The sequence below is a fragment of the Micromonospora sp. MA102 genome (genome assembly GCF_025460765.1).
In the GTDB taxonomy this organism is placed as follows: domain Bacteria; phylum Actinomycetota; class Actinomycetes; order Mycobacteriales; family Micromonosporaceae; genus Micromonospora; species Micromonospora halotolerans.
Window position 1 is genome coordinate 96,626 of sequence record NZ_JAMWEG010000021.1, and the last position, 20,354, is coordinate 116,979.

At 68.9% G+C, this 20,354-nt stretch carries 20 protein-coding genes and 1 pseudogene; 7 read left to right on the plus strand and 14 right to left on the minus strand.

The genetic code is table 11. The features are described 5' to 3' along the window. The first annotated feature begins 62 nt into the window (after positions 1–62). From NFX44_RS29175 to NFX44_RS29185, 3 genes are all read left to right on the plus strand, one after another. Entirely contained in the window at positions 63–830 is a 768-nt protein-coding gene (locus NFX44_RS29175) for an SDR family NAD(P)-dependent oxidoreductase (protein ID WP_262286833.1), read from the plus strand. Between the two features lie 33 nt (positions 831–863). Continuing rightward, positions 864–2,063 carry an MFS transporter gene (locus NFX44_RS29180; protein ID WP_262286814.1) on the plus strand — a complete coding sequence of 400 codons (1,200 nt, stop codon included), beginning with the start codon at positions 864–866 and terminating at the stop codon, positions 2,061–2,063. Positions 2,064–2,156: 93 nt separating this feature from the next. Next, positions 2,157–3,023, plus strand: coding sequence for an aminoglycoside phosphotransferase family protein (locus NFX44_RS29185; RefSeq protein WP_262286815.1), 867 nt, complete (start codon positions 2,157–2,159; stop codon positions 3,021–3,023). Positions 3,024–3,194: 171 nt separating this feature from the next. Here the strand turns inward: NFX44_RS29185 and NFX44_RS29190 are convergent, their stop codons facing one another. Next, complete coding sequence (locus tag NFX44_RS29190; RefSeq protein WP_262286816.1) at positions 3,195–4,223, minus strand: DMT family transporter; 1,029 nt, start codon at positions 4,221–4,223, stop codon at positions 3,195–3,197. Between NFX44_RS29190 and NFX44_RS29195 the strand changes: the two genes are divergently transcribed. Further along, positions 4,222–5,628, plus strand: a complete 1,407-nt coding sequence (locus tag NFX44_RS29195) for a PLP-dependent aminotransferase family protein (RefSeq protein WP_262286817.1) — start codon at positions 4,222–4,224, stop codon at positions 5,626–5,628. The two genes, NFX44_RS29190 and NFX44_RS29195, sit on opposite strands and share 2 nt — an antisense overlap. A gap of 303 nt (positions 5,629–5,931) precedes the next feature. Here NFX44_RS29195 and NFX44_RS29200 read toward each other — a convergent pair whose 3' ends face one another. After that, on the minus strand, positions 5,932–6,852 hold the full coding sequence (locus NFX44_RS29200; protein ID WP_262286818.1) for a tetratricopeptide repeat protein: 921 nt from the start codon (positions 6,850–6,852) through the stop codon (positions 5,932–5,934). A gap of 250 nt (positions 6,853–7,102) precedes the next feature. Further along, complete coding sequence (locus tag NFX44_RS29205) at positions 7,103–7,672, minus strand: ATP-binding protein (RefSeq protein ID WP_262286819.1); 570 nt, start codon at positions 7,670–7,672, stop codon at positions 7,103–7,105. A 275-nt stretch (positions 7,673–7,947) separates the two neighbouring features. On the opposite strand from NFX44_RS29205, the gene NFX44_RS29210 reads away from it, so the two are divergent. Next, the gene (locus tag NFX44_RS29210; RefSeq protein ID WP_262286820.1) at positions 7,948–8,577 is read left to right on the plus strand and encodes a VOC family protein; all 630 of its coding nucleotides are present in this window, start codon (positions 7,948–7,950) and stop codon (positions 8,575–8,577) included. Between the two features lie 264 nt (positions 8,578–8,841). On the opposite strand, the gene NFX44_RS29215 is transcribed toward NFX44_RS29210, so the two are convergent. Beyond that, positions 8,842–9,993 (minus strand): epoxide hydrolase family protein, encoded by a 1,152-nt coding sequence (locus NFX44_RS29215; protein ID WP_262286821.1) that lies wholly within the window; start codon positions 9,991–9,993, stop codon positions 8,842–8,844. A gap of 409 nt (positions 9,994–10,402) precedes the next feature. On the opposite strand from NFX44_RS29215, the gene NFX44_RS29220 reads away from it, so the two are divergent. Continuing rightward, positions 10,403–10,690 carry a hypothetical protein gene (locus tag NFX44_RS29220; protein WP_074310625.1) on the plus strand — a complete coding sequence of 96 codons (288 nt, stop codon included), beginning with the start codon at positions 10,403–10,405 and terminating at the stop codon, positions 10,688–10,690. Between the two features lie 302 nt (positions 10,691–10,992). Here NFX44_RS29220 and NFX44_RS29225 read toward each other — a convergent pair whose 3' ends face one another. Beyond that, positions 10,993–11,871, minus strand: a complete 879-nt coding sequence (locus NFX44_RS29225; RefSeq protein WP_262286822.1) for a macro domain-containing protein — start codon at positions 11,869–11,871, stop codon at positions 10,993–10,995. Positions 11,872–12,099: 228 nt separating this feature from the next. Beyond that, positions 12,100–12,273 (minus strand): pyridoxamine 5'-phosphate oxidase family protein, encoded by a 174-nt coding sequence (locus NFX44_RS29230; protein WP_262286823.1) that lies wholly within the window; start codon positions 12,271–12,273, stop codon positions 12,100–12,102. Positions 12,274–12,422: 149 nt separating this feature from the next. Between NFX44_RS29230 and NFX44_RS29235 the strand changes: the two genes are divergently transcribed. Continuing rightward, the gene (locus NFX44_RS29235; RefSeq protein WP_262286824.1) at positions 12,423–13,010 is read left to right on the plus strand and encodes a GIY-YIG nuclease family protein; all 588 of its coding nucleotides are present in this window, start codon (positions 12,423–12,425) and stop codon (positions 13,008–13,010) included. A gap of 94 nt (positions 13,011–13,104) precedes the next feature. Here NFX44_RS29235 and NFX44_RS29240 read toward each other — a convergent pair whose 3' ends face one another. The 8 genes and pseudogenes from NFX44_RS29240 to NFX44_RS29275 form a co-directional block, all read right to left on the minus strand. After that, positions 13,105–13,917: an aminoglycoside phosphotransferase family protein gene (locus NFX44_RS29240; RefSeq protein ID WP_262286825.1), complete on the minus strand. Its 813-nt coding sequence runs from the start codon at positions 13,915–13,917 to the stop codon at positions 13,105–13,107. Position 13,918: 1 nt separating this feature from the next. Beyond that, positions 13,919–14,065 carry a hypothetical protein gene (locus NFX44_RS29245; RefSeq protein WP_262286826.1) on the minus strand — a complete coding sequence of 49 codons (147 nt, stop codon included), beginning with the start codon at positions 14,063–14,065 and terminating at the stop codon, positions 13,919–13,921. Positions 14,066–14,324: 259 nt separating this feature from the next. Then, positions 14,325–15,149 (minus strand): hypothetical protein, encoded by an 825-nt coding sequence (locus NFX44_RS29250; RefSeq protein WP_262286827.1) that lies wholly within the window; start codon positions 15,147–15,149, stop codon positions 14,325–14,327. A gap of 89 nt (positions 15,150–15,238) precedes the next feature. After that, on the minus strand, positions 15,239–17,719 hold the full coding sequence (locus NFX44_RS29255) for a M14 family metallopeptidase (RefSeq protein WP_262286828.1): 2,481 nt from the start codon (positions 17,717–17,719) through the stop codon (positions 15,239–15,241). A 333-nt stretch (positions 17,720–18,052) separates the two neighbouring features. Beyond that, positions 18,053–18,547, minus strand: a complete 495-nt coding sequence (locus NFX44_RS29260) for a YfbM family protein (RefSeq protein ID WP_262286834.1) — start codon at positions 18,545–18,547, stop codon at positions 18,053–18,055. A gap of 192 nt (positions 18,548–18,739) precedes the next feature. Next, positions 18,740–19,609: a DUF6745 domain-containing protein gene (locus tag NFX44_RS29265; protein ID WP_262286829.1), complete on the minus strand. Its 870-nt coding sequence runs from the start codon at positions 19,607–19,609 to the stop codon at positions 18,740–18,742. A gap of 34 nt (positions 19,610–19,643) precedes the next feature. Continuing rightward, positions 19,644–20,045 carry a hypothetical protein gene (locus tag NFX44_RS29270; RefSeq protein WP_262286830.1) on the minus strand — a complete coding sequence of 134 codons (402 nt, stop codon included), beginning with the start codon at positions 20,043–20,045 and terminating at the stop codon, positions 19,644–19,646. A gap of 111 nt (positions 20,046–20,156) precedes the next feature. Next, positions 20,157–20,354: pseudogene (locus NFX44_RS29275) on the minus strand (IS110 family transposase); the annotation flags it as partial.

Genomic DNA, 20,354 nt, shown 5'->3' on the forward strand with positions numbered 1-20,354 from the left:
CCCTACATCCTTTGGCGTGCGCCGCCAGGTGCCGTGGACTTCCAGGCATGACACAGATCAACATGACAGACCAGGCCATTCGGCGCACGGCGATCGTCACGGGTGCGGCACGCGGCATCGGCGCCGGAGTGGCCAGGCGTTTGGCGCGCGATGGCCTCGCGGTCGCCGTGGTCGACCTGGTCGAGCAAGACTGCGCCGGCACCGTGGATGCCATCACCCGCGACGGCGGAACAGCGGCGGCGTTCGCCGCCGACGTCAACGACGAATCGGGCGTGACCGCCGCTGTCGCTCGGATCGCCGCCGAGTTGGGACCACCGACGGTGCTGATCAACAACGCCGGCATCGGCGGCCCCAACGCCGGCGTCGAGGAGACGAGCACCCAGCAGTGGGACGCGGTCGTCGGGGTCAGTCTGCGGGGGGCGTTCTTCCTCACTCGGGCCGTGACCCCCTACATGATGGCGGCCGGCTGGGGACGGATCATCAACATGTCCAGCATCTCCGCGCTCGGCGATTCCGGCCGCGTTGACTACGCCGCCGCGAAGGCCGGTCTGATCGGCTTCACCAAATCGCTCGCGCTGCGGCTTGGGCAGCACGGCGTGACGGCGAACGCCATCGGGCCGGGCTTCGTGGTCAGTGACATGACCAGGGTCGGGGCCCAGCGGCGGGGCCGCAGCTTCGAGGAGCACCAGCGGATCGTGGCGCAGACCATCCCGGTGCGCCGGGTCGGCCAGCCCGAGGACATCGCGCACACCGCGTCGTACCTGGTCAGCGCCGAAGCCGGATTCGTCTCCGGCCAGGTGATCTACGTCGCCGGCGGGCCGGTGGACTGACGTGATCGATGCTTTCGGACAGGCGGTTCGCACATGAGTCGCAGGCTGCTGGTGCTCCTCGCCCTCACCTGCGGGGTGGCCGTCGGAAACATCTACTTCCCCCAGACGATTAGCCCGCTGGTCGCCGCCAGCCTGCACGTCAGCGCTGACTCAGCTGCCCTGGTGGTGACCGCGGTGCAGTTCGGCTATGCCGGCGGGATCTTCCTGTTGGTGCCGCTCGGCGACCGGCTCCCGCACCGCCCGCTGATCGTCACCCTGCTCGGCCTTACCGGGCTGGGGCTGCTCGCCGCGAGCGCCGCACCCGCGCTGCCGCCGCTCGTCGGCGCGAGCGCCCTCGTCGGGGTCACGAGCGTGGTCGCGCCGATCATCGGCCCCATGGCAGCCGGCCTCGTTGGCGACGACCAGCGCGGCGTGGTCAGTGGCACCCTGCTGAGCGGCTCCATCGCTGGCATGCTGCTGTCCCGCACCGTCGCGGGCACCCTCGGCGACTGGTTCGGATGGCGGGCCCCCTACCTGGCGGCGGCGGCATCCGTGCTGTTCATCGCCGTGGTCATGGCCCGTGTACTGCCGACAACACGACCGCCGTCCGGGCATCGATACCCGGCGCTGCTGGCCGAGTCGCTGCGCCTGCTGCGCACCGAGGCCGACCTGCGCCGCTCCTGCTTCTACCAAGCGACGGTCTTCGCCGGTTTCTCCGCGGTCTGGACGGCCGTCGCGCTGCTGCTCACCGGCCCCACCTACGGCTTGGGCGCCCCGGCGGTCGGAACGCTCGCACTGGTCAACGCGGCGACAATGCTGTGCACCCCGGTCGCCGGACGGCAGGTGGACCGTCGGGGCAGCGACGCGGTGAACCTGATCTGTCTGCTCGGGATCATCGCCTCGGCCGCCGTCCTCGCGTTCGCCAGTCTTGGCGGGGCGGGGGGCCTCGCGGCACTGGCGCTCGGCACGTTGCTGCTCGACGTCGGAATGCAGTCCGGCATGGTCGCCAACCAGGTACGCGTCTACGCCCTGCGGCCCGAAGCCCGCAGCAGACTCAACACCGCCTACATGACCTGCGCCTACCTCGGCGGCAGCCTCGGCTCCTGGCTCGGAGCCCGCGCCTACGCCCACTTCGGGTGGCTGGGTGTATGCGCGGTCCTGGCGCTCCTCGCCGCGATCGCTCTTGCCCGCCACCTGGCGTCAAGCCCTGCCACCGGCCACCCTCGAGCCACAGTCGCCGCCCAGAACACCTGACCAAGGATGATTGTCGTGTCAGCCTCTACCCGCCGCGTACCCCTATCGGCGGATGTGCCGATGCACGATGGCCAGCTCACAGTCTCACTCAACGTGGTGCGTGAGCTGGTGGACGCGCAGTTCCCCGAGTGGCGGAGCTTGCCTGTCCGGCGCGTCGCTTCGCAGGGAACGGTCAATGCCATCTTCCGTATCGGGGAACGGTTCACGGCCCGGTTTCCCCTTCAGCCTCGTGAGGTTGACGCGGCGCAGGGCCGGCTGGAACGCGAAGCGGAAGCAGCCCGAGAACTGATGGGTCGTACGCGATTTCCCACCCCCGAGCCGGTCGCCATCGGTGAACCCGGCGTCGGCTACCCGCTTCCATGGTCGGTACAGATGTGGGTGCCCGGTGTCGTAGCCACCGACCAGGACCCAGGTAACTCGTTCGCGTTCGCGCACGATCTGGCCGAGTTCGTCGGTGGCGTGCGAGCCATCGACGCACAGGGACGCACGTTCACGGGCCAGGGGCGCGGTGGCGAGCTACCAGCGCACGACGGGTGGATGGAGACCTGCTTCGGGCACAGCGAGACGCTGCTGGACGTCCCGCTGCTCCGCCGGATCTGGGAGGTCATGAGGGAGTTGCCGCGGGGTGAGGCCCCGGACGGGATGAACCATGGTGATCTCATTCCGGGAAACGTCCTCGTCTCCGACGGGCGGCTGGCCGGGGTTCTCGACGTGGGCGGCCTGGGGCCTGCCGACCCTGCCCTTGACCTCGTAAGTGCCTGGCACCTGCTGGAACGCGAGCCACGTCAGGCATTTCGGCAGCAACTCGGCTGCGACGATCTCGAATGGGAGCGCGGCAAAGCGTGGGCCTTCCAGCAGGCAATGGGGGTGGTTTGGTACTACCACCAGACCAACCCCGCTATGAGTCGGATGGGCCGACGCACTCTCGCGCGCATCATTGCCGACCCGCCATCAGCCTGAGCCGGCACGCCCGAACGCGTCGTCGCAGCCAGCGGATACCTACGCATCGGCCCGTCGCGCCAGTGTCCGCTCATGCCGCGATCCGCGCGCTACGCGGCGCCACGGAGTGCCGACTCGGCCGCCATACGCACATGCCGAGTTGAGTGTGGCCGGGTCGGCCACGTCGATAGTTCAGGGGTTGATGGGTGTGGTCGGCTGGTCGCGGGGATGCCTTGTGCCGGGAGCGCTTCCCTGCATTCGGGGAGGAAGGGTGCGGTGCAACGCGTGGGCGGTGGCGCCCTGGGCTGTTGCGGACCCGCGGGTGCGCTGGATCAGTACGACGCAGGCCAGTACGACCAGCGCGGCTCCGATCGAGGCAGGGGTGACGGTCTCTCCGAGCAGTAACGCGGACCAGAGCAGGGTGAGTACCGGCTGTGCGAGTTGGATCTGGCCGACCTGGGCGATGCCACCTCGGGCCAGACCTGCGTACCAGGCGAAAAAGCCCAGGAACATGGAAATCGCGGTGAGGTATCCGAACGCCGACCAAGCGGCGGCGTCGGGGCGCGGTGGGTGGGCCGAGGCGGCGACGAGCGTAATTGGCAGGGTGACGGGCACCGAGAGCAGCAGCGCCCAACAGATCGTCCGGGCGCCGCCCAGCTCCCGGGCGAGCGCGCCGCCCTCGGCGTATCCCAGCCCACACAGGACGACCGCCGCCAGCAGGAACAGGTCGGAAGCCGACAGTGCGCCGCGCACCGCCGCGCTGGTGATCAGGAAGGCGAGGACCGCCACCAGCCCGCCGACGCTGGCGACCCAGAAGAGCAGCGGTGGGCGCTCGCCGGCCCGCAGTACCGCGAACACGGCGGTCATGGCGGGCAGCACGGTGATGACGACCGCGCCGTGTGCGGACGTCTGGGTGGTCAGTGCCAGCGAGGTGAACAGCGGGAAGCCGACGACGACGCCAAGGGCGACGATCGGCAGCCGCCGCCACTGGTCCCGGGTGGGCCGCGGCGCGCCGGTAAAACGTAGGTACGCACATGCCAGTAGTGCCGCACCGACGGCCCGGCCGAAGGCGACGAACCACGGGTCGAGTTGCTGTACGGCGACGCGCGTGGCGGGCAGCGACATGCTGAAGGCGAGCACGCCAAGCGCGCCGAGGGTGAGGCCGATGGCTCGATGCGCCGTCACCGCGGTGGCGACAGTAGCGCTACTCTTCTCTCTCATGGATGACGGTAACGCAGTGGCCCGTGTTATCCAAGATCTGCGGGGGCTCGTGGCCGCAGCGGATCCCGGAACACGGCTGCCCTCGGTGCGCGAGTTGACCGCCCGGCATCAGGCCTCGCCGGTCACCGTCGCCGAAGCGGTCCGACAGTTGGTGGCACAAGGGCTGATCGAGACGCGACCGGGGAAGGGCACCTTCGTGGCCGCCCTGCCCGACGAGCGGCGCACACCCGACTTGTCGTGGCAGACGGTGGCGCTCGGCGCCCGCAGACCGGGCGAGGATGAGATGCAGGCGTTACTCGCGTTACCGCAGCCGGGAACGATTCCGCTGTCTGGCGGCTACCTGGACACAGATTTGCAGCCGGCCGCGGCGCTCGGCGCCGCGCTCGCCCGCGCTGCCCGGCAGCCCGCGGCGTGGCAGCGCGGACCGGCCGAGGGACGTGAGGACCTGCGAGCCTGGTTCGCTCGTGAGGCCGGGGCCCGGCTGCGCGCCGACGACATGGTGATCTGCCCAGGCGGGCAGGCAGCTCTGTCATCGGCGTTACGCGCCCTCACCGCACCCGGCGACACCCTGCTCGTCGAGTCCCCGACCTATTTGGGAGCGCTGGCCGTGGCCCGGGCGGCTGGGCTGCGGGTAGTACCGGTGCCCGCGGACGCCGACGGCGTACTGCCCGACCAACTCGCCGCTGCGTTCGCTCGCACCGGCGCGCGACTGTTCTACTGCCAACCGCTCTACGCCAACCCGACAGGCGCGACACTGGCCGCTCATCGCCGACGCGAGGTCGCCGATGCCATACGTGACGCTGGAGCTTTCCTGATCGAGGACGACTACGCGCGCGACCTCGCCATCGATGGAGAGGCTCTGCGACCGCTGGCCGCCGATGACTCGGACGGGCACGTGATCTACCTGCGCTCACTGACCAAGTCCGCCGCTCCCGGCCTGCGTGTCGCCGCGATTGGTGCCCGCGGTCCAGCCGGTGCTCGGCTGCGCTCGGGCAGGTTGCTCGACGACTTCTTCGTCGCCGGCCCGCTGCAGCAGGCCACGCTGGAGTTCGTCACCGCCCCGGCCTGGACGCGGCACCGCCGTGCCCTGCGCACGGCGCTTCGGGCACGGCGCGAGGCACTGCTGATCGCACTGCGCCGGTACCTGCCGGAACTCGCCCCACCGACGATTCCACGGGGCGGCCTGCACCTGTGGGCCCGCCTGCCCGACAGCACCGACGACGTCGCACTGGCCGCCGCAGCGGCGACCGAAGGCATCATCGTCTTTCCCGGCCGCCCCTGGTACGCGGCCGAACCTCCGGCGCCGCACCTGCGGCTGACCTACGCCGCAGCCCCACCCGACCTCATGGACGAGGCCGTCCGCCGCCTCGCTCGTGCAGTCGGACGAGAAACGACACGTTCGTAGACTGCCTACTGCACGAGAGAGTTCGCTGGTACCCGCGAATAAAATCACGTGCGCGGTTCTGCCGCGGACCGCAGGTCACGGAACGCAGCCGGTTGTCCCACGGGTGGCGGCGCGCGGAAGTGCCGAGATTCGGTAACGCCCGATGTGCGCCACGCCAGACCGTGAGTCCTATGGTTCTGCCGCCGACCGCGCGCGCCGATCTCCTACGACTCGTCACCGTACGTAAGTGGACGGGCGCGGCTAGCAACCAGGGGGCGCGGCGTTCGAGGCGGCGCCGGAAACTGGCAAGCATCGAGATATGTCCTAGGTGCCGCGGGCGTAGTCGATGAGCGTCCGGCGGTAGGGTTCGGGCACCTGCGGCGCCAGTTCGGCGAGCGTGTTCAGGTCGGCGACCGATCCCGTCGAGCGAGCACGGTATGCGGCGGCCGCCGCCCGCATCGTGACGTCGTCCGGCTCGAGCTCCTCGCCGCGGGCGGCCAGGGCGGCGGCCTCGGCGAAGTCGCCTTCCTCGGCAGCCACATCGGCCAGGTCGAGGTGCAGCGACCAGTTGGCAGGGTCGAGCGCCAGGGCGCGCCGGAAGGCGGCAGCCGTCTCGGCAAGGTTGCCGACATGGCGCCAGGTGCCCGCGCGGACGACCTCGGTGAACGTCACGCGCCGCACGGCGTCGGCCTGGTCGCACAGGGCGAACGACGCGTCGGTGCGGCCGCACGCGCGCAGCAAGATCGCCATGCGGGCCATCGCGTCGGGGTCCGGGTCGCGGTTGCAGACCGCCTCGATCGCCCGAAACCACGGGGCGAGGCATTCGCGGACGGCGTCGGTGTCGAGGTCACGGTCGTAGTCGTGGATGCGCATCGTGGCCTCAGCGAGGGCGGCCGGGGTGACGGCACCCAGGAATCGCTCGTCGCAGAACCACGGCGCGGACGCCCACGGGACGTCCGGTTGGTAGCCGGTGACTGCGCCGAGCGACATCGCGGCCTCGTCCATGTCGCCGTCGACGAAGGACAGGTAGGCACGGGCCAGCATCGGTCCGATCGTGTTCGCCGCCGCGACGACGGCGGCGACCTCGGCGGGCAGCTCGCGCCGCAGGTTCTCCAGCGCCGAGTAGGGCTCCGGATCGCGCGGATCGGCGGTGATCGCCCGCGCGATGAAGCTCGTCGCTGCGGCGGGCGAGCCGCCGCAGTGGGCCATCACCCGGGCGAGGGCGAGTGCTCCCGTCGTCGACACGATCGACAGCCTATCGCCGGCCGGCATCGCGGGCGGCGACGTCGGTACACCACTGACGGGCGGTGGGGCCCAGGCCAGGCGGACGCTGCCCAGGGCGGCCGCAGCCAGACGCCCGGCGCTGTCGCTACGACTGCAGCCGTCCAGCGCCGATGACCGGGTGCACTCATTTGCCGCGATCCGCGCGCCACACAGCGTCACGCCGAGCTGGCCCGGTTGCCGTCCGAACAAGTAGCCGATGTGAGCGCCGTCCTCAGTTCCAGCCTCTTCCAGTCCGAGTCCACGCGTCCTGGTCCACCGGTCGGGGGTCTTGTTGCAGCCACGTGATGATGCTCTGTGCGTGCTCCTCGGGTGCCCCCGAGGACGACTCCATTCGTAGAGCCTCGTCGAAGTATGGGAACGCTTCGGCGCGCTCGCGGACGAGCGCTTCGTCGAGATCCGTGGCTTGGTGGCGCTCCCGGAATCGGCTCACGGCCTCGTCGGGAGTCACGAAGAACTCGACGACCCAGAGCGGCGCAGAGGATCCCGCCAACGCTTCCAGCAGACTGGCTCGCTGGTCACGTCGGGCGTAGGTGCACTCGAGCACCACGGTCTCTCCACCATCTACGAACATTCGGGCGAGGAGGTGCGCACCGGCGTACGCGCGCAAGCGGTCGTCACGATTTCGATCGGACTCAGGGAACAGGAGCTCGAACAAAGGGTCGACCTCCAGGTGGATCCGACCGCGACCTGAGGTGGTCCGTACCTTAGCCAGAGCCTTTCCAACCGTGGTCTTGCCCGAACACGGAGGGCCTGACAGCACGACGATCCCGTTGCTGGCCATGTCCCTCGCGGTTTCGTGATCGTCTGACAACGTTCCAAGCCGGCGGACGGAGGTCCGTAACCACCTGAGAGCCTAACCATCCGGATCCGCCACGATCCGCGCGCACGCCGTCTAACGGATGGATCTCGGCGCTCAGCGCACGGATCTGCCGAGTTGAGGGCGTGCACCTGATCTTGCGCTCTCCGGTCTGGGTCGGTGATGCAGACGTCCGTGTCAGTGAGTGTGAGAGCCACGGTGTGGGCATCCGTTGCGCGGCCGATGTTAGGTTCGCCAACATGACCGTGCAGATCACCGCCGGGCAGTTCCACGGGGCCGATGGTGTCGAGGACTGGCGTTCCCTCTACCACATGGTCTCGGCCTACTTCCGGACCGGCTCGCTGGCCAAGGGCATCGCGCTCGTCGATGAGATCGGCCAGCTCGTCGGCGGAGCGGAGCAGCAGTACCTCAACGTCGACCTTCGCCACGCCGGCGTCACGGTGTCCCTGTCGTTGCGCGACGTCGCGCTGGCTCGGCGGATCTCGGCCGCCGCCAAGGAACTGGACATCCCGGCCGACCCGACCGCCGTGCAGCTCATCAACGTCACTCTCGACGCGCTCGTCGGCGCGGACGTGTTGCCGTTCTGGCGGGCGCTGCTGGGTTATCGCCAGATCGGTGACGATTACCTGGCTGACCCGGCGCGCCGCGGCCCGGGCTTCGGGTTGCAGCCAATGGACGCGGCGCGCCCACAGCGTAACCGCATGCACCTCGATGTCGCCGTCCCGCACGATCAGGCCGAGGCTCGCATCGCCGCCGCCTTAGCGGCCGGCGGCCGCCTCGTCTCCGCCGCGCACGCGCCGATGTGGTGGATTCTGGCCGACGCTGAGGGCAACGAGGCGTGTGTCGCCACCTGGGTTGGCCGCGAATAGGGGCTCTGTCGCACCTCAACGATGATCGTGCTTACATGTCCTCCGCCGGTGCCCGGCCGCACGGGCACATCCGGATTTGCCGCGATCCGCGCGCACGCCGTGTAACGGATGGATCTCGGCGCTCAGCGCTCGGATCTGCCGAGTTGAGGGCGTTTGACAGGTGCGTTGAACGGGCCGGCGTTCACGGTAGCTTCTCGATCGATGGATGCGGAACCCGGCAGCGGGAGCCGGGCCGGGTGTGACCCGGCCCGGTTCCCTTGCTGATCAGTACGGGGGGAGCGACGTGAAGAACTGCCGCAGTTCGCCGGCGAGCAGGTCCGGTTCCTCCAGCGGCATGAAGTGTCCGCCCCTACCTGGTTCGCTCCAGTGCCGGATGTCGGTGCAGGCGCGTTCGGCGATTTCGCGGGGGAAGTTGACCATCGACGGTTCGGTGCTCAGCGTGAACGCCGCTGGCACCGTGATGTCGGGTCGTGGACTGTTGTGGTGGAAGTCGAAGTACTGCCGGAACGAGGAGCCGATCGTGCCGCTCGCCCAGTACAGGGTGATGATCGTCAGCAGGGTATCCCGGTCGAACCGGCTTTCCAGGTCCCCGTGGTTGTCGCTCCAGTCGCGGTACTTGTCGACGAGCCAGGCGGCCAGTCCGGCCGGCGAGTCGACCAGCGCCGCGGCGATGGTGTCCGGCCGGGTGCCCATGATGGCGCTGTAGCCGCCGTCGGTCTCGTCGTACGCCGCTTCGGCGTCGAGAAACGCCTGCTCGGCGGGCGACAACGGGTGGGAGTCGAAGCTGGCCGGGAACGGTGGGTGGATCATGTGAATGCCGGCTACCTGCTCGGGGTACAGCGCGCCCAGCCAACCGGTGACCACGCCGCCGACATCGCCACCGAAGGCGCCGTAACGCTGGTAGCCGAGGACGTCGGTCATCAACAGGTGGAACGTCTGCGCCATCGCAGCGCGGGTGAGCGGACCCTTCGGCAGCTCCGAGTACAGAAAGCCTGGCAGCGAGGGAACCACCACGTCGAACGCGTCGGCGGGGTCGCCCCCGTGGCGAGCGGGGTTGGTCAGGCGGTCGACCAGCGGCAGCATCTCCACGAAGCTGCTGGGCCAGCCGTGGCCCAGGATCAGCGGTAGCGGCGCGGGTGCCCCTTCCGGACGCGTCCCGCGTACGTGCAGGAAGTGCATGCGCCGGCCGCCGATCTGGGCCTGGTAATGCGGCAGTGCGTTGAGTTCGGCTTCCCGAGCGCGCCAGTCGAACCCGTCGAGCCAGTAGGACAGCAGGTGTCGCAGGTAGTCGGGGTCCGTGCCGGCTTGCCACGGCTGGTCGCCGCTGCGGTCGGTGAAGCGGCTACGGGCCAGGCGGGCCCGAAGGTCGTCGAGTACCTCGTCGGATACGTCGATACGGAACGGGGAGAAGGTCATTGTTCCTCCGGCTAGGAGGGCGCTCCCCGACGCGAAGTCAGCGGACAGGGATGGCCGGGTGGAGCGCCCAGACGTGACATTGAGTGTTCACCGGGCTCACCTCCCCTCATCGCTGACGCGGGTCATCCTACACATCCTCTTCTGCCGCCGATCGTGCGCGCCGACAACCTGCGAGGCGTTTGGGCCTGGTGCGGGCAACGGCGGACGCGATGGCGAGACGTCGGCCGAGCCGGCGGGCTGTCGGTCGCCGAAGCTGCAGGTTCGGGGACCGGGGTCCAGCTCGGGTCGCGGTCAACGCACGGTCAACCCACGGGGTGAGAGCAGATCAAGGTCGCTCTCCGTGGCCGTTCGCGTTACGGGGCAGTTGTGGTGGCGCGAACGAGCGCAGTCCGGGATAGCCTTGCCGTATATGGCTACCTATCGCAGCGCCTCAGTGCTTCTCTCCTCGGACGGCACCAGGACCCCCGGCACGGCCGCGCTCTTCGCCGAGCCCGCCCGCAAGGGTGGGACCCCGCCGTGGGCAGGCGACTTCCGACCCGCCAACAGCGCCGGCAATGGCCCCAAAAACGCGGTCGGGAAGACCTTTACGTTGGAGCTGCCCGACGGCAGCACCGGCAAGGTGGTGGTCCAGAGCCTCAAGAGCGGGAAGGGAGGCGTCGTGCTGGCGTTGATGGGGGAGGACGCGCCCCCCTTCTGATCAGGAAACTGATCGCCGCCGACGCCACCGGCTCGAGAACGACCGGTATGCGACCCTGCGATGTCAATGCGTTCGGAGAGCTGCCGGGCGCATTGCCTCGTCGGCGGCTGGGCGTCGACGAAGGTCGAGGTGTACTGATCTGCCGCCGATTGCGTGCGTTCGCGCGCGTGCTCTGCCGGCTCGGCTGACGTCGGGGGCGGCGGCTCGACGCGCGAGCGAGCCGCTCCCAGCGGGGTTTGCGCCATGCGCTCGCCGCGCCAATTTGCGCCGGTTGGCTTCGGGTCCGCGGCTCCGAGTGGTGCTCAATCCTCCTGGACTGCCTCGGATCCGCGTAGCGCGGCGTACCGGTCGAGCAAGATCGGCACTCCCGTGTGCGCCCACCACGGAAGGTGAACGGCGCCGGCGGACATGCCGTGGCCCGGGTCGAACTCGGGGAGGTATATCGCTGCGGTGCTGTCGTGCCACGGTGCGGATTCGCGGTTGGTGAGGGGTTCTCCAACGACCTGCTCGATGGTGTGGGTGATGAGCGTCTGCAGGGTGAACCAGTCGTCCGGCAGCGGCGTATCGGCGAACCGCGCGCGAAGTTCCCGCCACAGATAGGCATCGCCGCGCAGCGAGTACTGAATCGGCTCGCGCTCGAACAACGCGGCGACCGTCCTTGTGCCGACGGGCGGCGGACATCGAACCCACAGCGTCGCACGTATCTGCTTGTACACGGCTTCGTCGGATGCGACGAGCCGTACCTCGGCGACGCCGGTCCTGGCAGCCGCGATGGTCTCGACGGCCACCGCGATGGCGTCGGCGCGTGGCCAGCCGTAGCCGCCCGTGCTGATCAGCGGAAAAGCGACGCTGCGCGCGCCGAGTTCGTCGGCGACCTCCAGCGCGCGCCGGTAGCACGCCTCCAGCAGGGATCGGTCGCGCTGCCCGGCGCTGTAATTCGGGCCGACCGTGTGGATGACCCACCGGGCAGGCAAATCACCTGCCGTCGTCCAGCCGGCGTCGCCAGTGGCGAGGCCGTTCGGAAACCGGGCGATGCAGTCACGCAAGATTGCTGGGCCTCCGCGGCCGTGGATGGCGCCATTCACACCGCCGCCTCCGCGCATAGCCTTGTTCGTCGCGTTGACGATGGCATCAACATCTTGCGTCGTGATGTCCCCGAGGACGACGGTGAGGACTGGCACGCCGCTATTCTGCCCGTAGGCACCGGCGACAGACCCAGGGCCATCTGGTTACGTCGGACATGTGAGTGGGGCGCCGGCGGATTGACCTGCCTGCTGACATCCCAACCGCCGTACCTGCTGGCGAACGCTTCGGCGATCGTGCTCGGGAATCCGCTCCGGTGCACCCGGGCGGCGCCCTTCGCCACGCCGGGAGCCTTACCGCCTTCCAAGGCAAGGGACACCCGCGGATCAGCCTTGACACTGCGGCTGTCGCAGCCGATCCACCAGGCCCCCGGCGTAGACAAACCAGACCGGCGTCAGGTGCGGCGAGCCGTCGGGCCGCAACGTACACAGCCAGGCGTTCGACTCCCGCGGCAGGCGTATTTCAACGTCCGTCGGCGGAACGGCGGAAGGCCCGGTCACCTGGCACGTGGATCAGAATGCGACGTACGCACATGCCGCGAGGCCCGGCTACGCAGCTCATTCCGTCCAGCTGGTGCAAGTGCCGTTGCTTGGGGCATCCGGTCCTTCCGGTGCCGGCCACGATCCGCCCGGGACCTACGATGGTCTCGATGACCATTCCCGAACGGCGACCCGACCACGTCCCTACCGACGATGCTCGGGTCGAAGAGGCCCTGCGGCTGCTCTGCGGCGTGCCGGTCGGACTCGATGTCGCCGTCAAGCGGCTCAGCCGTGGCAGCGGTGTCTACGCCTGGTGGGCCGCTCCCTCGATCTTCCCTGACCTCCCCGGGCCGCCGAATGAGAGCGCCCCGTCGCTACGACTGCTGTACCTCGGACGAGCGACCAGCTTGCGCGGGCGCATCCTGCGCAACCATCTGAGGCGTTCGGGCAGCTCGACGCTGCGCCGTACCTTGGCCGGGCTGCTGGTGGCCGAGGGCTACCGGACGACCTGGACCGACCGTGTCGTCCTGGTCCCCGAGGATGAAGCGCGTCTGACCGCGTGGATGCACACGCACCTGCGCTTGACTTGGGCGGAAGACGCGGAGCCGGCGACCATCGAGGCCGAGCTTGTCCGGCGTGTGCACCCGCCGCTCAATGTGCACGGCGTCGACCCCGAGCACCTCCAGGCGGCCGTGGTCGCCGCCAAGAGCTCATACAACACCAGCAGCCGTCCCGCCGAACCCTCACGAACGCCGTAACTGGTTGCCCGGCATGCGTACGGGTGCGGTTGCGCGCTCATGCCTGGATCAACCGTGGCCGGCACGCTGGCCTGGCTTCGTCCCAATCGTGGGATCAGCCGTGGGCTCGGATCTGGCTGAGCCACTCGGCGGCCAGCCGGCGTCCGTCCGGAAGCCGGTCGTCCCGGTCCCAGCGCCACGTGGTGGCCATTGCCAGCGTGAGCGTCCGGCAGTCACGCAGCAGGTCGTGGTCGAGACCCGGATAGTGCCCGGCTATTTCCTCGGGCGCGTGCGCGAGATCGATTTCGACCGGTCCCCGGCAGCAGGTCTCCAGATCGATGAACAATGGTCCTGTCCTCGTCGGCAGCAGATTGCCTGGGTGTGGCTCGCCGTGCAGGATCTGCTCGGCCCGGTCGCGTTCGGCGACGGCGTGGCGAAGCCGGCGCAGGGTCGAGTCGAGAAGCTCACGGTCGGCGTCAACAAGGTCGGGCGTACGGTCACGGTTGGCCACCAGCCGCTGTGCCTGCTCGACGCGGTCCGTGAAGTGCGGCGTCGGCATGCGCAGGTCGCGCATGCCAGCGTGCAGCCGCAGGAGCGTCGCGGCGTAGTCAGCCGGCGTGATCTTGCGAGTGGACGGCTCGTAGTAGCTCCACAGCGTGACCGTGTAGCCGTTCTGTTCGTAGAGGCGCGGCTGCACGCGAGGGTCGAGAACCGCCACCGGGCTTCCCCCGGCGGTCAGCCGTTGCGCGAGCTCGATCTCGAACTGGGCGACGTGATCTGCCGCCGATGACACCCGGGCGACCACGTCACACGGCAGCAGGCGCAGCGTGATCCGGTTCGACTCCTGGAGAATGATCGCGTCCTGGCTCGGCAATCCGAGTGACGACGCGATCGATCGGGCCGCGGCCAGGGCGTGCGTCGTCGCCAACTCAGTTTCCGCCCGGCGGGATTTCGGCCGCGGCCGGTAGGCCCTCGACCGTCGCGATTGGCGAGGCCGCAGAGCGCAGGGCCCAGTGTCGCGATGGTGCGGCATAGCCGATGAGCATATTGTCGAGATCGAGCGGGACCAGCGGCACGTGTCGACCCTAAGCGCCAGCGGGGCGAAGGCCGAGCCATTTGCCCGCCTGCAGGATGGATGGCCTCGAAGCCTTCTCGGGGCGGCGTGCCCTCCGGTCGCTACGCCGGCTTCGACCACGCCGGAGAAGGAGAGCGCGTCTCAAGGGGCAGGGTCCTGGACCACATGGTTTGCCGCTGTCGCTGTGGTGAGCCAGGCGCGCAGTGCTGGGATGGGGAAGCCGCCGGCGTCCGCGCCGACCCCGGTGAGGGTGGGGTGGTTCAGCCGCGTCCGGGCGCCTGCCATCCGGGCCACCGCCACCTGTCGACCTCAGGCCAGGTTGCCACGAGCCCGGCGGAGAGGACGCCGCCGAATGCCACGGTTCCCTCGTGGGAGGCGTAGGCAACCCAGTCCTGATGCTCGTCGATCCAGAAACCTTCCGGACCGGTGTACCTCGGGGAGAGGATTTCGACCTCCAGCAGGTAGTCGGCCCCGTACTCGCGCAGCTCCACGACACGCGACCGGCCCAGGTCTCGCAGCACTCGGCGAACCTGATCGACGCCGTCGCCCTCCCACATCGAATCGCCGGTCATCACCAGCACGTCTGGCGGTACCGAGCCGCTGAGCAACGGGTGCCACCAGCCGTTCTGCACGCCCCATCGCCGCTGCAGCGACATCCACCAGGCTGATGACTCGTCAGGCCCGAGCACGCGCCGGTACGGAAGGGGTTCGGTGCGAAGATCGGGCTGCGCCGTCCAATGCTGCACCTTTGCAGCGAACAGCCGGCGCTCATCGGCCACAGCCTGTGCTTGTACCTCGTCGTCCGACAGCTCGATGAACGGGGAGTTCGCACTCTCGGCAGCCGTGAGCATACTGCTGACCACTACGTCAACGCTGGGAAGCCGGTCTGGATCGAGTCGCTCAACCTCCACGAGTATGGCGTGCACGACGTTGTATCGAGGGAAGATCTGCTTCGCTTCGGTGGTGTAGTGGTGTCCATCGGCTTGGCGGCCACCGTTGGGCAGCCGGCCATACTCCCTCTGAAGTTCCTCGTATCGCATCGTCAGATACCGGCGTGATGCCCAGTGCAACGTTGTGGGATCCACACATACATCCTCGATGTGCCATTGCCTCGTCAGCGAGGGCGGGCCCTCACTGACGAGGCAATGATCACGAAACCGTGCGGTCGGCCTGACTACTGCTGGGCGATCGTGATCGTCGCCGTACGGTAGTTGTTGCGCCTGTCGTTCTTCGACGGGTCGTAGTTCTGCTCGATGTTGCCGGCGCTGTCGACCGAGAACCAGTGGAACGTGGTCGTCTCGGTCACGTGGAACACCTGTCCGGGCTCACGGAACTCGGTCGCCGCGTAGCGGGGCGAGTCGAGGGTGGGCCGGCTGCCGTCCGTCGTGTAGTAGATGGTGGCCGGCTCGCTCGTCTCGAAGCGCACGTCGACGGGCCCGGTGTACTTCCCGCCGCCCGGAACGAGCTGGGACGTCGGCTTCTGGTGGTCCTTGCCCCAGTCCGCCGCGATCCGGAACATCTCCATGATGCCGTTGGCGTACTCCATCGTCTCGGAGTGGCCGCTGACGAGGTTCGGGTCGCCCACCCACGCCGGCTGGAACGAACCGCCCTGCCAGTTGCCGGTGGCCGGGTTGTAGACCGAGCCGCCGACCTCCCAGCCGAAGGCGTAGATCCCGTAGGTGTAGTAGAGGTCCTCGCGCACGTTGCCCGCGGAGGAGTAGAGGACGTCCGACGAGCCGCCGACGTTCTCCGGCGTGACGACGGTCTGCCGGTGCGCCTTCACCTGCGACAGGATCCGGGCGGCCGACTGCCAGTAGAACGCCTCGTCACCCAGGGGCGGACGCGGTGTGGTGATCCGCCCGTCCGCGATGTAGGCACCCGGCTGCCAGAACAGCTGGCCGCCGTTGGAGTGCACCGACATCATGAACTTGATGTTCGAGTACTTCTCGACCAGCCAAATGATGTTCTTCGACTCCGGCTCGGACAGCTTCTCCGGGCCCTGGTAGGTGTCGCTGATGCAGCTGTTCGACCCGCCCGAGTAACCGTCGTGAGCCGACCCGACCCGGTAGTTCCGGTTCAGATCGACGCCCCAGGAGTTGCGCCGGGCCGGATCGGCGTTGTCGTCCGGGCAGTGGTTCGTCATGTTCCGGCGCTGCGAGGCAAAGTTGTAGAAGCTGTAGTTCGCCCCGTCCGGGTTGTTGGACAGGATGAAGAAGATGTCGGTGTTGTCGACGATCTTCTTGGTCTCCTGGTCGGACCGGTAGTTGTGCACCAGACGCTCGGCCGACTCCAGGCTGGTCGTCGCGGGCACCCATTCGCGGGCGTGGTCCTGCGCCTGGATCAGCACGCCCGGGTTCCGGCCGTCGCGATGCTTGCCGATCCGCAGGACGGGGATCGTGGCCGGTCCGCGCGGCACCTCACCCTCCGGCGCGCCGACGCGCTTCTGGTCGAGGAAGTCGGTCAGCGCGACCGGGCCCGAGGTCGCCGCGACGATGCCGGTGCCCGCGTTGGTCCGGTACGGGTGCGCCCGGTCGATCAGGCCCTGAGACTGACCTTCCAGTGCCGACGCCACCTGTGCGGCTGTGCTCGCCGGCGCACCGGAGGCGTCCTTCGCGAGGAGGACGCGGATCGCCTTGCCCGCAACCTCGACCACGAGCGGAAGGTTCGCCCCCGACCTGTCCACGAACTCGACCGTGATGTCGTTGCCGCCCTCGTGGCCCCAGGCAGCCGAGCTGACAACGACAGCACTCTGCCCGGTGCCGCCGATCGTGGCCTGGGCCTTTCGCTGGTAGCCGTTCGTCTTGTTCGGCAGGTAGACGATCTCGGCGATGTCCGGGTACTGGCGGGCGATCTCCTCGGCGCGGCTGAACAGCTGCTGCGGGTGCCGGTAGCCGTCGACGAAGTCCCACTTGTAGGCGGGGTTCGCCGTCAGCGGCGGCGCGCCGTCCTCGAGCCAGTTGGAGACGAACCCGGTCGCGACGCCCCCCGTCGAGCTCGTGACGCGGATCTGGCTCGGGCGGGCGTCGAGCTTGAACAGGTTCCGGTGGAACATGTACTGCCCGGAATCGACGAACCGGCTCATCGTTCGGGCGGAGCCGAACGAGGTGCCCGGGCCCGAGTCGTTTTCGAGCTGCATCGAGACGACCGGGTTCGTCTGCGCCCCTTCGGTGGTCCGCGCCTCGACGTACAGGAAGCCCTGGCCCTTCGTCGTGAACCAGTCGGCACGGGCAATCCGTACCGTCTCCTCGTGGGTGAGTGGCTGGACGGCAGTCGTGCGGAGGGCCTGGAGGCCGCCGTCGGCCTCCTCGCTCCAGGCGAAGCCCTCGCCGTCGCCGAGGATCTCGACGCCCAGCGCCTCGAGTTCGGCGACCTGCTCGGCGGTCGCCACCGCCTCGCCTTCGATGCCGGTCGGCACGCGCCGGAGACCATGTTCGAGGTCGAAGCCGGCGGCGGCCACCTTGTCCAGCATGTCGGCGCCGGTCAGCTTGACGTGGACGAGGCGTGCGGCCTCCGGTACCTCGAGCCGGGATCGTTCCGAGCCTGCCGTGGCCACCGACCCGGCGGGGTTCGCACCCGCGGGCCCGGTCGCCATGAGGACGCTTCCCACCAGGATGGGTAGCGCGAGAAGCGCGACGCGTCGCTGTACGGGTCCCATTCTCCCCTCCTTCTGCTTGCGACGTGCGGTTGACGCGGTGGGCCGGCTGCTGCGGGTAGGCCGATCCATCCGCGATGGTCACGCCGAGCTCGCGCAGGTCAACCGGTGTACGGCGATGGTCGTTACCGTGACGGGTCGGGGAGGACCTTGGGAGAGCCGGGCGCGTTGAGCGTATGCAGGTGCGGCGCATCGAAGGATCGGTCGAACTGAATTTGAGCGTTACTTGAGGCGTTGCGGGGTGATCGGTGCTCATGGGCTGCCGCAGGTGCGGTCGGTACGCATGCTGTGACACGCCGGCCGCTGGCGGCGATCGAGGGCAGCAGGGCGTCGACGTCAGGTGATGGCCAGCAGCACGGCTTGGCCGTTCGCGGCCGCGGCGTCGTAGAACCGGCGCAGTTCGGTGTAGTGCGACATGAGGTAGCCGAGCTCGTCGCTGCCGTCGGTCCAGATGTCCGGGTAGATCTCGGCCGCGGTCATGGCGTCTGGGTCGAAGCGGGCGCGCAGCACCTCCACGTCCAGCGCGTCGAGCGCGGTGGCCACAGCGCGGACCATGTCCTGGTCGAGCAGCCGAGCGGGACCGTATCCGCCATCCTGGCCGATCTCGGCGCCGCCGAGGATGGCTGCGCCGGCACCCACACCGATCTGCCAGTCAGTGCCGGTGAGTAGGTAGTGGAGGCCATGCCAAGACTTGTCCAGATCCAGCTCCGGCTCGGGCATCTCGGCCTCATCGTCGTCGAGGTCGCCGTAGAGCAGCGCGTCGACCGCTGTCGGATCGGCGCGCACCATCGCCAGTTCCTCGGCCGACAATCTGCGTCCGATCAACACCATGCCCACGCAGCGGTCCTCTTCCATCGGCGGTGCGCTGTCCCGCGCTCAACGTTGTCGTGACGCGGACCGTACCGCAACCGGCTCTCCGCCGGGGTTCGGCTGTCCTGCTGGACTGCGTTCTCAGGGTTGCAGAATGCGGAGCGGGCCGGCCGGGACTGGTGGGCGTCCGTCCCGGCCGGCTATCGACTCAGCTCACCTGCTCAGAAGTGGTTGCCAGCCGTCGCGGTAGCGCAGGCCGCGAGGTTGCAGTCGGATCTGCTTGTGCACTGTTCCGGGGATCGGCTCGGTTCGTATCGCCTCGGGCCGGTCCACCATGACGCAGACGTCCTCGCCGGGCCACCACCAGCCGCAGGAGCGGGCCAGGCCGGCCCAGGCGTTGAGGTGTTCGGTCTCGTCCGGCCCGTACCGGGCAAGGCCGAGTCGATGCAGCAGGTCGTAGTAGGCGATCCAGGACGCGTCCTGCTGCCCGTACCAGCACACGGGTACCGGGCCGTCGCCCGCGAGCGCCGCACGCACGGGTAGGTAGCACCCGTGCGCGAGGCTGCGGTGCAATGCCGTGCGTACGCCCTGGTGCAGCACGACAGCGAGCGGAACGCCGCTGTCGAGCGCCTGCAGCGGCGCCAGTTCGGGCCATGGTTCCTTGGTCCTGCTCGTGCGCACGGGTGACAGTTCGGGATCGGTGTGAGTGACGCCCGCACTCAGCGTGCCGCGCAACTGGGAGGCGATCATGGCAATGTCGCTTGCCAGCGGTGGCATCCCGCGCGGCCGGGGATCCCGGATGCGCTCGTAGAGCTGATCGAGGGTGGTCCAGCCGGTGATCAGGGGGCGCGCCTTGTCTGGCGAGTCGACCCATTCGAACCGGGGTCGCGGCCGCGATGCCCTGGCGTAGAGGGCGGTCAGGCAGCGCTCGGCGGTCGACTTGTCGGCCGGCTGCGTGGACAGGGCGTGGTCGAGCCATTCCTGGCGGATCGGGATGGCCTGCTGCCACAGCTCGTGAGGCTTGCCGCTGCGAACGGCCTGTGGAGGTTTCGCGGCGTCGTTGCGCCACGCGGGGGCGCTCATCGCGCCAGGGCGTCGCCGCCCTTCCGGTACGAGATCATGGAACGACAATGGCCCACAATGCGGCACCGGCGCAAGGCGGTTTCAACTGCTGCGCCTCATCAGCGGCGTCGCGGGATTCCATCAACTTCGATGTTCGCGAGATCATCGCCTCGTACCATCTTCGCTGTGGGCTGGGTTGGCACAGTGCTTCACCAGCAGTGGCACCAGTGGCTGGCTGCGGTCCGCCCAGGAGCTCTGTCGGCACCCGCCAGGCCATCTGTTGCAGCTCACCTATCGCCTGGCCGATGCTGCTGAGCAAGAGCACGGCCAGGAGGAGGGGACAGCGTTGCGCGAACAGGCCGACCGCCTCACGCTGGTCGATCGTTGGTGCCACTTCATGCTGGACCGACCGGTCCTCGTCCATCCTGGCGAAACGATCTGGCACGAAGACGACCACCTCCTGGTACAGCGGCTCGATGGGCGAGTGGACGCCACCCCGGCGTTCTCAACCGCTGCAGGTGCCGGGACCGGGAGCGATAGCTGACAGACATCCCATGAGCTTTGGGTGTCAAGCAGCAGCCGGTTGGTCGTGCTGTTCGCGGTGTTGCCAGGCGGTGGTTTCGTCGTAGGCGGTGCGGGTTTGAGGCAGCCGTGGAGGATGCCGACGAGGCGGTTGCCGAGTTGGCGTAGCGCGGCGTGGTGGCTGATGCCTCGGTGGCGTTGCTGGTCGTAGTAGGCGCGAGCGCCGGGGGAGGCGATGAGGGCG

Excerpts from the sequence above, each read along its gene's own strand:
- NFX44_RS29180 (WP_262286814.1), top strand. The coding sequence starts at position 864 with ATGAGTCGCAGGCTGCTGGTGCTCCTCGCCCTCACCTGCGGGGTGGCC.
- NFX44_RS29205 (WP_262286819.1), bottom strand. The coding sequence starts at position 7,672 with ATGGCCAGCAACGGGATCGTCGTGCTGTCAGGCCCTCCGTGTTCGGGC.
- NFX44_RS29210 (WP_262286820.1), top strand. The coding sequence starts at position 7,948 with ATGACCGTGCAGATCACCGCCGGGCAGTTCCACGGGGCCGATGGTGTC.
- NFX44_RS29235 (WP_262286824.1), top strand. The coding sequence starts at position 12,423 with ATGACCATTCCCGAACGGCGACCCGACCACGTCCCTACCGACGATGCT.
- NFX44_RS29175 (WP_262286833.1), top strand. The coding sequence starts at position 63 with ATGACAGACCAGGCCATTCGGCGCACGGCGATCGTCACGGGTGCGGCA.
- NFX44_RS29220 (WP_074310625.1), top strand. The coding sequence starts at position 10,403 with ATGGCTACCTATCGCAGCGCCTCAGTGCTTCTCTCCTCGGACGGCACC.
- NFX44_RS29260 (WP_262286834.1), bottom strand. The coding sequence starts at position 18,547 with ATGGTGTTGATCGGACGCAGATTGTCGGCCGAGGAACTGGCGATGGTG.
- NFX44_RS29190 (WP_262286816.1), bottom strand. The coding sequence starts at position 4,223 with ATGAGAGAGAAGAGTAGCGCTACTGTCGCCACCGCGGTGACGGCGCAT.
- NFX44_RS29265 (WP_262286829.1), bottom strand. The coding sequence starts at position 19,609 with ATGAGCGCCCCCGCGTGGCGCAACGACGCCGCGAAACCTCCACAGGCC.
- NFX44_RS29195 (WP_262286817.1), top strand. The coding sequence starts at position 4,222 with ATGGATGACGGTAACGCAGTGGCCCGTGTTATCCAAGATCTGCGGGGG.
- NFX44_RS29255 (WP_262286828.1), bottom strand. The coding sequence starts at position 17,719 with ATGGGACCCGTACAGCGACGCGTCGCGCTTCTCGCGCTACCCATCCTG.
- NFX44_RS29215 (WP_262286821.1), bottom strand. The coding sequence starts at position 9,993 with ATGACCTTCTCCCCGTTCCGTATCGACGTATCCGACGAGGTACTCGAC.